The organism is Streptomyces sp. HUAS MS02, assembly GCF_055702265.1.
Genome location: NZ_CM146747.1, coordinates 5,261,273 through 5,273,817, shown reverse-complemented (window position 1 = coordinate 5,273,817; position 12,545 = coordinate 5,261,273). Strand labels below are relative to the sequence as shown.

Below are 12,545 nucleotides of genomic sequence, written 5' to 3'. Positions count from 1 at the left end.
CAGTTCCCCCTGCCCCCATCAGGGGCGCGGGGAACTGCGCGAACGGGGTCCGGGGCGGAGCCCCGAATCTGTGACCCGGGGGTCGAAGGGGCGCGCAGCCCCTGGGGATGGGACGGGTAGGGGCGGCGGGGGCGAGCAAACGCTGGGGTCAGGCGAGGGCGCGGCCCAGCAGATAGACCGCGGGGGCCGCCGCCGTCAGCGGCAGGGCCACACCCGCGGTGAAGTGGACGAACCGCGACGGGTAGTCGTAGCCGGCGACCCGGTGGCCGATGAGCGCACACAACCCGGCCCCACCCCCGAGCAACGCCCCAGCCGCCCCCAACCCGGTCGCACCCCCGACGGCGATCCCCGCCCCCGCCGCCGCCAGCAGCGACACGACCACCGAGGCCGGCGTCGGCAGCGGCAACGCCCGCGCCAGGACCGCCACCGCGACCGCGACCCCACCCACCGTCACCGCGTCCGCCACGGCCGCCAGATAGCCGGTCGCGATGATCGCCAGCGCCGACGAGGCCACGGTCGCCATCAGTCCGTACATCCGCTCGTCCGGGTCCGCGTGGCTGCGCAGCCCCAGCACGATGCCGAGCAGCACCCACACACCGAGCGTCCCGAGGATCGCGGCGGGCGCGTGCTCCCGGCCGGCGGCGAAGAGGGCCGCGTCCGCCGCGAGGGCGCCCGCGAAGGCCAGCACGATGCCCTGCCGGGCCGGCCACATGCCGTTCAGCCGGAACCAGCCCGCCGCGGTCACGGCCTGGAGGACGACGAGGGGTACGGCGAGGGCGTACTCCCCCACCGCCGCGGCCCCGGCCAGCAGCAGACCCAGAACGGCCGTGATCAGCGCTGGCTGCATCCCGGGCTCGATGATCGGCGACCGGCCCTCGGCCCGCGCCCGCTGGGCGTCGGTGATCCGGGCGTTGCCGGTGAGGGTCGGCGGACCGTAGCCGGGCGCGGGTTCCGCACCGGCCTCCGGACCGGCCTGCCCCCGGGGCTCCGCCTGAGGCTGGGCCTGGGCATGGGCATGGGCATGGGCATGGGGGGCGTGGGACTGGGGTGCGTGCGTCTGGTGCCGCGCCTGGGCGGGGTGCTGGACCTGGGCCTGAGGGGCGTACTGGCCGCCGCCGTACTGTCCGCTCGGGGCGGCCGACTGCTGGGGCAGGTACGCCGTCTCCGTCAGGTTGGCGGCGGCGGGAGGGGTCTGCGGCTGGATCTGGGTCTCCCAGGTCTGGCCCTCCCACTGCTGGGTGTACTGCTGGGCATGGGCGGCCTGGCTCTCGTCGTAGCCCTGCCAGTGCGGCTGCGGCTGCGGCTGCGCATGGGGCTGCGCGTGCTGCGGCTGCTGGTACGCGTCGTAGCCCTGGTGCCCCTCGTGCCCGTGCCCCGACTGTCCCTGGTGGCCCTGCTGTCCCTGGTGGCCCTCGTACCCGTACGGCTGGTTGCTCATGATGTGGGGGTCACCCTCCTGCGAACGGCGGGAGCACCTCGACCGTGCCGCCCTCGGCCAGACGTACCGTCTCATGCGCACGGGTACCCACGGGGTTTCCGTCGACGAGGAAGGAGCAGCGTCGCAGCACGCGGACGAGTTCGCCGGGGTGGCGGTCGCGGGCCGCGTCCAGGGCGTCCGCGAGGGTGGCCGCGTCGTAGGGCTCCTCGGCGACGCCGGCTGCGGACTTGGCTGCGGCCCAGTAGCGGACGGTGCCCTTTGGCATCTGCTTTCCTCATGTATGAGTCGTGACGGGGTCAGGCTACGCCCCTGACCGCGACCGCCTTCACCACCCACTCCCCGATCCTCCCCAGCAATTCCGGGCTCGCCGCGTTCTCCGCGTGGCCCATGCCCCGTTCCAGCCAGAGTTCGCCGTCGTCACCCGCCGCCGCGGCCAGCATCTCCGGGTGGTCGAGCGGGAAATAGCCGTCGCGGTCGCCGTGGACTATCAGCAGGGGGGTCGGGGCGATGAGGGGCACGGATTCCACCGGGGAGAGGGGAACGGGGTCCCAGTCGCGGTGGTGGATACGGGTGCGGAAGCCGTAGCGGCCGAGGAGGCGGCCCTCGGGGCGGGTGATGAGCCAGTGGACCCGGCGCATGGGGGCCGTGCCCCGGTAGTACCAGCGGGCGGGGGCGCTGACCGAGACGACGGCGTCGGTGCCCGCGTCGGGGTGGGCCGCGTGCCGCAGGACGACCGAGCCGCCCATGGAGAAGCCGACGGTGGCGACGCGCGTGTGGCCGAGTTCACGGGCCCAGCGGACCGCCGCCGCGAGGTCGAGCACCTCGCGGTCGCCGACCGTGGAGCGGCCGCCTGATCTTCCGTGGCCCCGGAAGGAGAAGGTGACGACGGACGCGTGGCGGGCGAACGCCTCCACCACTCTTCGAACATACGGACGATCCGCGTCGCCGGTGAAGCCGTGCGCGACAACCAGGGCGAGCTGCCCGGCGTCGGGGTCGGCCAGGTGGCCGGAAGGTGGAGTTCCGGTGTCGTCCGCGCCGTTGTATACAACGGATTTCGGATCGTATACGGCCTCGATATTCACCCCGTCGTCAGTCCGTAGAAACCTGCGCAAAGGGGTTCGCGGCGGCCTCGAAAGGGTTCGATCGGCCGTCTCAGAGTTCGGAATGTCGAAAGATCGCGTCACATGACCTGCCGGACCAGCACTCATGTGGGCTATTCTGCTGGACAGAGGACTCGGGCAATGTCGCCCCCGGGTCCTTTCGTGCTTTAGGCAAGCTTGTATACGAGCGGAAAAACGCCAGGTGACCGCAGCTGTACGAGCGCCCGCCACACGCGTCCTCGCAGGGACCGAGGAGGAACCAGACGTATGAGTTCTCTGCTGCTCCTGACCAACGCCCTCCAGCCATCCACGGAGGTGCTTCCGGCCCTCGGCCTGCTGTTGCACAACGTGCGCGTGGCCCCGGCGGAAGGCCCGGCCCTCGTCGACACCCCCGGTGCCGACGTCATCCTCATCGACGGGCGCCGTGACCTGCCGCAGGTCCGCAGCCTGTGTCAGCTGCTGCGCTCCACCGGGCCCGGCTGCCCCCTCATCCTCGTCGTGACCGAGGGCGGTCTCGCGGCCGTCACCGCCGACTGGGGCATCGACGACGTGCTCCTCGACACGGCCGGCCCGGCCGAGGTCGAGGCGCGCCTGCGGCTGGCCATGGGCAGGCAGCAGATCGTCAACGACGACTCCCCCATGGAGATCCGCAACGGCGACCTCTCGGTGGACGAGGCGACCTACAGCGCCAAGCTCAAGGGACGCGTCCTCGACCTCACCTTCAAGGAGTTCGAGCTCCTCAAGTACCTCGCCCAGCACCCGGGCCGCGTCTTCACCCGCGCACAGCTGCTCCAGGAGGTCTGGGGCTACGACTACTTCGGCGGTACGCGGACGGTCGACGTGCACGTACGGCGGCTGCGCGCCAAGCTCGGCCCCGAGCACGAGTCGCTGATCGGAACCGTCCGGAACGTCGGTTATCGATTCGTTACGCCCGAGAAGGCGGAGCGCGCCGGCGACGAGGCAAAGGCCAAGGCCGCCCCCTCAAAGGCGGCGGATGCGGACGAGACGGCGCCCCTGGACGCCGTGGAGATCCCGGCCGAGGCGTAGTGACGGACACCCCGGGCGGCGTACGCACAGGTAACTCACAGGTGCGCCGTCGTACGCCCTGCCCAGGGGCGGTCCATCCGCGTAGACTCCGCGCGTGGCCAAGGTGACTCGGGATGACGTGGCAAGACTGGCGGGAACATCGACCGCCGTCGTCAGCTACGTCATCAACAACGGACCCCGGCCGGTCGCACCGGCCACGCGCGAGCGTGTCCTCGCCGCCATCAAGGAGCTGGGGTACCGCCCGGACCGAGTCGCCCAGGCGATGGCCTCCCGGCGTACGGATCTCATAGGCATGATCGTGCCGGACGCGCGCCAGCCCTTCTTCGGCGAGATGACCCACGCCGTGGAGCAGGCCGCCGCCGAGCGCGGGAAGATGGTGCTCGTCGGCAACACCGACTACGTCGCCGAGCGCGAGGTCCACTATCTGCGGGCGTTCCTCGGGATGCGCGTCTCCGGGCTGATCCTCGTCAGCCACGCCCTCAACGACAACGCCGCCGCCGAGATAGACGCGTGGGACGCACGGGTCGTGCTGCTGCACGAGCGGCCCGAGGCGATCGACGACGTGGCCGTGGTGACCGACGACATCGGCGGCGCGAAGCTCGCCGTCGACCATCTGCTCTCCCACGGGTACGCGTACGTCGCCTGTATGGGTGGCCTCGCCGAGACCCCGCTCGTCGGCGACCCCGTCTCCGACCACGTCGAGGGCTGGCGGCAGGCGATGGACGAGGCCGGGATCTCCACGGAGGGGCGGCTGTTCCAGGCGCCCTACAACCGCTACGACGCGTACCAGGTGGCGCTGGAGCTGCTGTCGGGCCCTGCCCGGCCCCCGGCGATCTTCTGCTCCACCGACGACCAGGCGATCGGGGTCCTGCGCGCCGCGCGCGAACTGCGTATCGAGGTGCCGAGCGAGCTGGCCGTGGCCGGGTTCGACGACGTCAAGGAGGCCGCGCTGACGGACCCGCCGCTGACGACGATCGCGACGGACCGTACGGGCATGGCCCGGGCCGCGGTGGACCTGGTGCTGGACGACGGCATCCGGGTGGCCGGGTCCCGGGGCGAGCGGGTGAAGCTGTTCCCGTCGAAGCTGGTCGCTCGACGGTCGTGCGGCTGCGAGTAGCTCCGCAGGGCCCCGCGCCCCTCGGAAGCAGGCGAGGCGCGGGGGTCTGCCGCCACGAGCGGGCCTAGAACAACGCGTTGTACTGGTTGAAGCCCGTGCCCAGGTTGATACGGCTGCCGAACAGGGACGTCGACGCCTTGTTGGTGCCGGGGTAGAGCCAGAGGATGCCGCCCGAGTCACGGGCGAGGACATCGGCGACGGCGTCGCCGGTGACGTCGCCGTTCGTCACGTAGGCCGTGAACTTCCAGCCGGTGCGGGCCTTGATGCGCGGGGACCAGGGGGTCGCCGCCTTGCCGGTGCCCTTGTAGAGGTAGAGCGTGGCGTCGGAGAAGCGGACCAGGAGATCGGGCTTGCCGTCGCCCGAGAGGTCACCGCGGCCGAGGAGCTTGGCGCCCTTCCAAGCCTTGTTCACGACCCGGATCTTGGCGTTGAACTGGCCGTTGCCCTTGCCGGGGTACAGGTAGACCGAGCCGTCGGCGTCCAGGGCGACGAGGTCGGGGAGGGCGTCACCGGTGAGGTCGCCGGGGACGGCGTAGGACTTGTAGCCGCCCCAGACCGAGCTGATCTGCGTCCACGTCCACTCCCAGGTGGAGTGGTCCATGTAGCTGCGGTACAGCTTGCCGTCGTTCTTGTCCCGGATGATCAGGTCCTGGTAGAAGTCCCGGTCCAGGTCGGTCTGCATGCCCCAGCTCGCGTTCTGCCAGCCGTTGCCCTGGTAGGCGCGTGTGGTGAGCGACGTGCCCTTGCTGTTCTGCTGGAAGAGGTTCCCGGAGGGCGTGCGCGCCAGGAGGTCGGCACGGCCGTCGTACGTCAGGTCGGTGTCGTCGATCCGGGGCTGGGCGGCCCAGGTGTACGAGGAGACCTTGGTGAAGACCGGGTAGGCACCCTTGGCGGTGCAGCCCGAGACGCCCCACGAGACGATGCCGACGACCTTGCCGCCGACGACCAGCGGACCACCGGAGTCGCCGTTGCAGGTGCTCGTGGTGCCCGCGTCGCCGCCGGAGGCCGGGGTGCCCGCGCAGACCATGGAGCCCTCGGCGAAGTAGTCCGTGCCGAGCACCGACTTCATCGCGCTGTCGCAGGTCGCGTCCTTGACCAACGGCAGCGTCGCCTTCTTCAGCTTCGTGGAGAGCTGGGCGTCCTCGCCGCCGGAGGTCAGGCCCCAGCCGTACACGGTGCCGTTCGTGCCGGCGGTGTAGAGCGCGCCGTCGTCGGACGCGGCCAGGCGCAGCGTCTTCTGCTCCAGCGGGCGGTCCAGGGTCAGGACGGCGACGTCGTTCCTGATGGTGTCGCCGTCGTACTTCGGGTGCTGCCATGCGCGCAGGACGCCCGCGACCGTGCCTGTCGTGTCGTCGTACAGGTCGGTCGTACCGGCCAGGACCGCGCCGTTCGCCGTCCAGTCGAGGCCGTCGAGGCAGTGGGCGGCGGTGAGGACCTTGTTCGGGGCCACCAGGGTGCCGCCGCAGAAGTAGCCCTCGTCGGTGGTCGCGTCGTAGTACGCGAGCTGGACCATCCAGGGCGCCGCGGAGATCGTCGTCTCGCTGCCGCCGATGATGAACGGGGACGGGGAGGAGGGGGGCGTGGAGGGGGACGACGCGGTGCCGTCGGATGCCTCGGGCTCGTCCGAGGACTGTCTCGCCTGGTCCTCCGCCGCCTTGATGACGCGTTGGCGCAGTTCCTTGGCGGAGGTCGCGGGTGCGGCGGGCTGGTCGAGGGTGACCGTGGGGTGCGTCGGTGCGTCGGCCGCCGTCGCGGGCTGCGCCGCGAGGACGCCGGTGCCGCTCAGCGCGAGCGCGAGGGCGGCGGCGGGCAGTGCCTTGAAGGCACGTATCACTCAGGGCTCCTGGGGTGCGTGGGTGCGTGGGTGTCGTGCGCGCCCGAGCAGGGCGTACGACACCGACCGCCCCGTCACCGGTTGCCCCGGCCTCGGGTCGTATCGCGGAGCCCCCCTCCGGCTGGGTGATCGTAGGCCTCGGCCGTCCCACCGGACACGGAATCCTGCGAGGTCGGGCAAGTATTCGGATGCCGCGTTCCGTGGCATCACCGCCCGGCCACCCTCTGTTTCCCTTGCGGGCGGGCCCCCGCGCCTTTATATGGGGCGAACGAGGTTCTGCCGGGGTTCTCAGGGAGCACTCAGGAAGGTCTCATGGTCGGGCGGCAGGCTCTGAGTCATGACCGAGAGCTTCCGCCGCAGCGGCGAGTACGAGAACCCCTACCAGGGGCAGCAGAACCCGTACCAGGGGCAGCAGCACGCCTCCGCCCCGCTGAACCCGGTGAACCCGGCGAACCCCGTGAACCCGGAGTGGCCGCCCCCGTCGGCGTACGACCCGGCGACCGCGGCCTCGGCACAGGCCGCCCCCACCGCGCTCCTCACCGAGCCGGTGTCCTCCGCGCCCACGTCGAGAAGGCGCACCCGGGGCCCCATCGCACTGCTCGCGGCCGTGGCGTTCGTCGCGGCGGCGATCGGCGGCAGTACGGCGTACGGCATCCAGGAGCTGACCGGCACGGACACCGTGACCTCCAGCTCCACCAGCACCAGCGTGGTGCCCACCAGCCAGAAGGGCACGGTCTCCGGGGTCGCCTCGGCGGTCAGCCCGAGCATCGTGGAGATCAACGCCACCTCGAACGCGGGTGAGTCCACCGGTTCCGGTGTGATCATCACCAGCGACGGTGAGATCGTCACCAACAACCACGTGATCTCCGGCGCCTCCCAGATCAAGGTGACGACCAGCAACGGCAAGTCCTACACGGCCGAGGTCGTCGGCACCGACAGCAAGAAGGACCTCGCCCTCATCAAGCTCCGGGACGCCTCCGGGCTGAAGGCCGCCACGCTGGGCGACTCCGCCGGGGTCAAGGTCGGCGACCAGGTCGTGGCGATCGGCTCCCCCGAGGGTCTGACCGGCACCGTGACCAGCGGCATCGTCTCCGCGCTCGACCGTGACGTCACGGTCTCGACGGACGAGAGCCAGGGCCGGCAGCAGGGCGGTGGCGGGCAGTGGCCGTTCGAGTTCGGCGGCCAGCAGTTCAACGGTGACACCGGCTCCTCGACCACCACGTACAAGGCGCTCCAGACCGACGCCTCGCTCAACCCCGGGAACTCCGGCGGCGCCCTCATCGACATGAACGGCAACATCATCGGCATCAACTCCGCGATGTACTCCGCCGCGGACGCCACCTCCTCCAGCGCCGGCAGCGTCGGCCTCGGCTTCGCCATCCCGGTCGACACGGTCAAGGCCGACCTGAGCACCCTGCGGGCGGGCGGCTCGGACTGAGGCCCGACGCCCGGACTGAGGTCCGATGCCCGGACTGAGGTCCGACGCTCCGACCAGGTCTTTCCCTCCGAGCAGGTCTTTCCCCCTCCGTCCCGTCAGTCCCGCTGAGTCCAAGGAGTTCGACATGATCACGCAGGTCTCCCACACCGTCGCAACCGCCGCCGACCCGGCCGGGCTGGACCTCGCCCTCGCGGTGGCGGCCGAACTTCACCCGGCGGTGACGCGGGCCCCCGAGGTGGCGGCCACCCATGGCCCGGCCCGTCGCAACACGGCCGCGCGCCCGCGCCGACGTACGGTTCGCGGCTGATCCGGTACGGCCTACTGCGCGGCCAGGGGACGTGCAAGGCTAGGGCGAAACCGCGCGCGCCCCATCAGGGGCGCGGGGAACTGCGCGAGAAGCCCCACCGGACCCGCACCGGGCAACGCACGAGAACCCCCACGGCGCCCCGGCCCCCGCAATCCACCGCTTCCGAGGAACGAAGACCACATGAGCTCCGCCGAAGGCGCCCGCGCCCCCGAACCCCAGCGCATCCTCATCGTCGACGACGAGCCGGCGGTACGTGACGCGCTCAAGCGCAGCCTCGCCTTCGAGGGCTACGACACCGAGGTCGCCGTCGACGGCTCCGACGCGCTGGAGAAGGCGACCGCGTACCGGCCGGACCTGGTGATCCTCGACGTACAGATGCCGCGCATGGACGGGCTGACCGCCGCCCGCCGGATCCGCGGCGCGGGCGACACGACGCCGATTCTGATGCTCACCGCCCGTGACACGGTCGGCGACCGCGTCACGGGCCTCGACGCCGGCGCGGACGACTACCTGGTCAAGCCGTTCGAACTGGACGAACTCTTCGCCCGGGTCCGCGCGTTGATGCGCCGCAGCTCGTACGCGGCGGCCGTCGCCCAGAACGCCGAGGTGGACGAGGCGCTCACCTTCGCGGACCTGCGGATGGATCTGGCGACGCGGGAGGTCACGCGGGGCGGGCGGCCGGTGGAGCTGACCCGCACGGAGTTCACGCTCCTGGAGATGTTCCTGGCGCACCCGCGCCAGGTCCTCACGCGCGAGCAGATCCTGAAGGCCGTCTGGGGCTTCGACTTCGAGCCGTCCTCCAACTCCCTCGACGTGTACGTCATGTACCTGCGCCGCAAGACCGAGGCGGGCGGCGAGCCGCGGCTCGTCCACACCGTGCGGGGCGTGGGATACGTCCTGCGACAAGGCGGCGCGGAGTGAAGAGGCTCCTGAGCCGCTATCGCTCCCTGCCCATCCGGGCCCGGCTGTCGATGCTGGTCGCGGCGGCGGTGGCCTTCGCGGTGGCGGCGGTGTCGGTGACGTGCTGGTTCATCGTCCAGGGCAAGCTGTACGAGGAGGTCAACAACGACCTGGAGGCCATGGTCAGCCGAGCGCTGCCCGAGCAGATCGTGCAGGACGACGTCCTCACCGCCTGCCCCGAGGCGCCGTCGCAGTCCTTCTGGGGGCCGAAGAACAAGGGCTACTCCCAGGTGGTGACCACGGACGGCACGACGTGTGTCTTCCCCAACTCCACGGGCGTGGTGAACGTCGCCGAGAGCGACAAGGAAGTGGCCGCGAACCCCAGGATCAAGCGCGGCACGATCCGCAACGGCACCGACAGCGAGGGCAACCCGGTGCGCGTGCTGGCCACGGCACTCGTCGTCGACAACGGCGACGGACAGTACGTGATGCCGGGCACGGCCTACGTCGTGGCCCTCCCCCTCAAGGGCACCCAGTCCACGCTCAACGAGCTGGCGCTGCTGCTCCTCGTCGTCTCCGGCATCGGAGTCGTCGGCGCCGGAGCGGCCGGGCTGGCCGTGGCTCGGGCGGGTCTCCGCCCGGTCGACAAGCTCACCGAGGCCGTCGAACACGTGGCGCGCACGGAGGACCTGAGCATCCGCATCCCCGTCGAGGAGGAGAGCGAGGACGAGGTGGCCCGTCTCTCCCGTTCCTTCAACTCGATGACGAGCGCGCTGGCGAGCTCCCGCGACCTGCAGCGACAGCTGATCGCCGACGCGGGCCATGAGCTCCGCACCCCGCTGACCTCCCTCCGTACGAACATCGAACTCCTCACCCGCAGCGAGGAGACGGGCCGCCCGATCCCGGCGGAGGACCGCAAGGCCCTGCTCGCCTCGGTGACGGCCCAGATGACCGAACTCGCCTCGCTGATCGGCGACCTGCAGGAGCTGTCCCGCTCGGAATCGGGTCAGCAGGGCGGCCGGCACCTCCAGGTCGTCGACTTCCAGGAGACGGTGGAGGCGGCCCTGCGCCGGGCCCGCCTGCGCGGCCCCGAGCTGACGATCACGGCGGACCTGAACCCCTGGTACGTCCGCTCCGAGCCGTCCGCGCTGGAGCGGGCCATAGTCAACATCCTCGACAACGCGGTGAAGTTCAGCCCCGAGGGCGGCACGATCGAGGTCTCCCTCGACGCCGGGGTCCTCACGGTCCGCGACCACGGCCCCGGTATCCCGGCCGACGAACTCCCCCACGTCTTCGACCGCTTCTGGCGCTCCCCGTCGGCACGTTCGCTGCCGGGATCCGGCCTGGGCCTCTCCATCGTGGCGCGGACGGTGGAGCAGGCGGGCGGCGAGGTGTCCCTGTCCCGAGCGGACGGCGGCGGGACGCTGGCGACGGTACGACTGCCGGGCGCGCCGACGGCTCCGCCGGAGGTACCGGGGACGCCGTAGGGGATCAGGGATCAGGGGATGACCTCAGTGGAAGCCGAGCATTCCCGGGGAGTCGATGTCGATGGCGAGTACGCCCGGCGGGTAGTCGTCCTCGCGCCCAGTCAGGATGATGGACATGCCACCCGTCTCCAGGTGTGGTGTGGCGACGTAGAGAGCGTGGCAGGTATCGGCTCCGCCCCATCCGTCACGGACCATCCCGCCCACCGTGACAGCAGCTGTCTGCCCGAGTGAGTCCACTTGGATGCCCGGCAGCGCGAGCAGTGCCCGCCCGACGCCCTCGTCCTTTTCCTCTGCCCGCATGAGGCACAGCGAGGGGATGTGCAACCAGTCACCGGGGGTGTGCGCGACGTTGTCGACGAGCCGGTGCAGGGCTTCGTGGCCACGAGCGAGCGCGAGGGCCGCGTCCGTGTCGAGAACGATCACGCGGCACGCCCCCGGTCGGAGCGCGTCGTCTGTCGGCCGGAGTGCATCTTCTCCGCGGCCATGGCGTAGATGTTGGCCAGGACGTCGGGCCCGTTGTCGAACTCCTCGTCGGTGAGCGTGCAGCCCATGCGCTCACGCAGGACCTTGCGGGTGGCGGCGACCCGCTCCGCGATCTGTTCCGCCGTCGGCTGTTCCGAGGCCAGCTGCTCGATCAGCTGGCCGAGGGTCATGCCGCGCTCCTTGGCGACCTGGGCGAGGTGATCACGGGCCTGCTTGGAGACCTGAATGGTCGTACTGTCTGCCATGGATTCACCATAGCCACACCATGAACCGGGTGTCCCGCCTCGGAGCCCGCCTTCACTCGAAGGTGCTCAGTCGGCCGCGACGACCTTGACGAAGGCGGCCCAGGCCCGGGGCGAGAACAGGAGAGGACGGCGGTCCGGGGCCTTGCTGTCCCGGACGGGGACTATGCCGGGGACTTCGTCAGCGACTTCGAGGCAGTTCGTCTGACCGCCATCGCTGTAGGACGACTTGCGCCAAACGGCGGTGCTGAGGTCGGGGGTTCGGTTCATGATCTGGACTCCTCCCAGAGGCGCTTGATGAACGCCGTCGACTGCTCCGGAGTCAGCGCCGCGTCCCGGACGAGATCGTAGGACAGGCGAAAGGACAGAACCTTGTCCGGATCATCGATCAGCACTCCGAACCCCGTTGCCTTCGACATACGCGACAGGTTCGCCCACCCGCTGCCACAAGAGCGTGAGGTGGCTGTTCATGACATCGTGCACACCCGCCGCGTAGGGCAGCACTTGAAGAGCCACCGAAGGCAGTTCGGCGGCCTCCAACAGTCGCGACAGCTGGTCCGCCCACACCTGCGCATTGGGAACGGGCCGCCGCACGGCCCCCTCGTCCAGGATCACGCGGATGCTGGGTGCCGGTTCGCGATACAGCAACTCCTGCCGTCCCATCCTCGCGGCCACCTGTTCCTCGATCTCCTCTCTGTTGCCTGCGGTTGTCTGAGCTCTGGACAACCCCGACAACACGGTGCGGGCGTACTCCTCCGTCTGCAATAGCCCCGGCACCGCGAGCTGGAACATCCGCATGACGCGAGCCGTCGCCTCCAACTCCATGAACGCCCTGTACTTGTCCTTGATGACCTCCTTGCGGGCATCCCGCCACAGCCGAACCAGCAGGTCACCGGACCCGTAGTAGGTGTCCAAGTCCTCCATGACCGCCCGCTTGGAGAGCCTCTCCCCCTTCTCCAGGCGGTAGAGATAGCTCTTGTCGTACGACGTCTCCGCCGCCAGCTGCGTCAGCGTCTTGCCCGCCTTCTCACGCAGGAACAGCAGGGTCCGCCCCAGCGCTACCCGCCCTGATTCCCGCTCCCCGTCAACCACTTCGCCCATGTCACCCCTCGCCGTTGCCTGGCGCTCCAGACAACGCCAGGCCTCTTCCCC

The 12,545-nt window shown here is 70.6% G+C and carries 13 protein-coding genes and 1 pseudogene; 6 read left to right on the top strand and 8 right to left on the bottom strand.

Going from position 1 to position 12,545, the window contains the following annotated elements; genetic code table 11:
• Positions 1–148 precede the first annotated feature (148 nt).
• From ACZ9QC_RS22675 to ACZ9QC_RS22665, 3 genes are read right to left on the bottom strand one after another with little or no spacing between them, the layout of a single operon-like run.
• On the bottom strand, positions 149–1,438 hold the full coding sequence (locus tag ACZ9QC_RS22675; protein ID WP_472914793.1) for a hypothetical protein: 1,290 nt from the start codon (positions 1,436–1,438) through the stop codon (positions 149–151).
• 10 nt (positions 1,439–1,448) lie between these two features.
• Entirely contained in the window at positions 1,449–1,703 is a 255-nt protein-coding gene (locus ACZ9QC_RS22670) for a MoaD/ThiS family protein (RefSeq protein ID WP_184892340.1), read from the bottom strand.
• 31 nt (positions 1,704–1,734) lie between these two features.
• The gene (locus ACZ9QC_RS22665) at positions 1,735–2,646 is read right to left on the bottom strand and encodes an alpha/beta hydrolase (RefSeq protein WP_472914792.1); all 912 of its coding nucleotides are present in this window, start codon (positions 2,644–2,646) and stop codon (positions 1,735–1,737) included.
• Positions 2,647–2,805: 159 nt separating this feature from the next.
• Here ACZ9QC_RS22665 and ACZ9QC_RS22660 point away from each other — a divergent pair, with 159 nt between their 5' ends.
• Both ACZ9QC_RS22660 and ACZ9QC_RS22655 read left to right on the top strand, forming a co-directional pair.
• Positions 2,806–3,585: a response regulator transcription factor gene (locus tag ACZ9QC_RS22660; protein WP_215456448.1), complete on the top strand. Its 780-nt coding sequence runs from the start codon at positions 2,806–2,808 to the stop codon at positions 3,583–3,585.
• A gap of 94 nt (positions 3,586–3,679) precedes the next feature.
• Positions 3,680–4,702 carry a LacI family DNA-binding transcriptional regulator gene (locus tag ACZ9QC_RS22655; RefSeq protein ID WP_472914791.1) on the top strand — a complete coding sequence of 341 codons (1,023 nt, stop codon included), beginning with the start codon at positions 3,680–3,682 and terminating at the stop codon, positions 4,700–4,702.
• A gap of 64 nt (positions 4,703–4,766) precedes the next feature.
• Here ACZ9QC_RS22655 and ACZ9QC_RS22650 read toward each other — a convergent pair whose 3' ends face one another.
• Complete coding sequence (locus ACZ9QC_RS22650; RefSeq protein ID WP_472914790.1) at positions 4,767–6,536, bottom strand: trypsin-like serine protease; 1,770 nt, start codon at positions 6,534–6,536, stop codon at positions 4,767–4,769.
• Between the two features lie 337 nt (positions 6,537–6,873).
• Between ACZ9QC_RS22650 and ACZ9QC_RS22645 the strand changes: the two genes are divergently transcribed.
• From ACZ9QC_RS22645 to ACZ9QC_RS22630, 4 genes are all read left to right on the top strand, one after another.
• Positions 6,874–7,974: a S1C family serine protease gene (locus tag ACZ9QC_RS22645; RefSeq protein ID WP_472914789.1), complete on the top strand. Its 1,101-nt coding sequence runs from the start codon at positions 6,874–6,876 to the stop codon at positions 7,972–7,974.
• A gap of 124 nt (positions 7,975–8,098) precedes the next feature.
• Positions 8,099–8,281 (top strand): hypothetical protein, encoded by a 183-nt coding sequence (locus tag ACZ9QC_RS22640; RefSeq protein ID WP_472914788.1) that lies wholly within the window; start codon positions 8,099–8,101, stop codon positions 8,279–8,281.
• 180 nt (positions 8,282–8,461) lie between these two features.
• Positions 8,462–9,202: a response regulator transcription factor gene (locus ACZ9QC_RS22635; protein WP_472914787.1), complete on the top strand. Its 741-nt coding sequence runs from the start codon at positions 8,462–8,464 to the stop codon at positions 9,200–9,202.
• Positions 9,199–10,668, top strand: a complete 1,470-nt coding sequence (locus ACZ9QC_RS22630) for a sensor histidine kinase (protein ID WP_472914786.1) — start codon at positions 9,199–9,201, stop codon at positions 10,666–10,668. The genes ACZ9QC_RS22635 and ACZ9QC_RS22630 overlap by 4 nt, the downstream gene beginning before the upstream one ends.
• A gap of 24 nt (positions 10,669–10,692) precedes the next feature.
• Here the strand turns inward: ACZ9QC_RS22630 and ACZ9QC_RS22625 are convergent, their stop codons facing one another.
• The 4 genes and pseudogenes from ACZ9QC_RS22625 to ACZ9QC_RS22610 form a co-directional block, all read right to left on the bottom strand.
• Complete coding sequence (locus tag ACZ9QC_RS22625) at positions 10,693–11,091, bottom strand: hypothetical protein (RefSeq protein WP_184892324.1); 399 nt, start codon at positions 11,089–11,091, stop codon at positions 10,693–10,695.
• Positions 11,088–11,396, bottom strand: a complete 309-nt coding sequence (locus tag ACZ9QC_RS22620; protein WP_472914785.1) for a hypothetical protein — start codon at positions 11,394–11,396, stop codon at positions 11,088–11,090. Before ACZ9QC_RS22620 ends, ACZ9QC_RS22625 begins: the two co-directional genes overlap by 4 nt.
• A gap of 66 nt (positions 11,397–11,462) precedes the next feature.
• Positions 11,463–11,663: a DUF397 domain-containing protein gene (locus tag ACZ9QC_RS22615; protein ID WP_472914784.1), complete on the bottom strand. Its 201-nt coding sequence runs from the start codon at positions 11,661–11,663 to the stop codon at positions 11,463–11,465.
• Positions 11,660–12,494, bottom strand: a pseudogene (locus ACZ9QC_RS22610) (helix-turn-helix domain-containing protein). Before ACZ9QC_RS22610 ends, ACZ9QC_RS22615 begins: the two are co-directional and overlap by 4 nt.
• Between the last annotated feature and the right edge of the window lie 51 nt (positions 12,495–12,545).

Coding starts and splice junctions, on each gene's coding strand:
- ACZ9QC_RS22675 (WP_472914793.1), bottom strand. CDS start 1,438: ATGAGCAACCAGCCGTACGGGTACGAGGGCCACCAGGGACAGCAGGGC.
- ACZ9QC_RS22670 (WP_184892340.1), bottom strand. CDS start 1,703: ATGCCAAAGGGCACCGTCCGCTACTGGGCCGCAGCCAAGTCCGCAGCC.
- ACZ9QC_RS22665 (WP_472914792.1), bottom strand. CDS start 2,646: ATGAGTGCTGGTCCGGCAGGTCATGTGACGCGATCTTTCGACATTCCG.
- ACZ9QC_RS22660 (WP_215456448.1), top strand. CDS start 2,806: ATGAGTTCTCTGCTGCTCCTGACCAACGCCCTCCAGCCATCCACGGAG.
- ACZ9QC_RS22645 (WP_472914789.1), top strand. CDS start 6,874: ATGACCGAGAGCTTCCGCCGCAGCGGCGAGTACGAGAACCCCTACCAG.
- ACZ9QC_RS22640 (WP_472914788.1), top strand. CDS start 8,099: ATGATCACGCAGGTCTCCCACACCGTCGCAACCGCCGCCGACCCGGCC.
- ACZ9QC_RS22635 (WP_472914787.1), top strand. CDS start 8,462: ATGAGCTCCGCCGAAGGCGCCCGCGCCCCCGAACCCCAGCGCATCCTC.
- ACZ9QC_RS22620 (WP_472914785.1), bottom strand. CDS start 11,396: ATGGCAGACAGTACGACCATTCAGGTCTCCAAGCAGGCCCGTGATCAC.
- ACZ9QC_RS22615 (WP_472914784.1), bottom strand. CDS start 11,663: ATGAACCGAACCCCCGACCTCAGCACCGCCGTTTGGCGCAAGTCGTCC.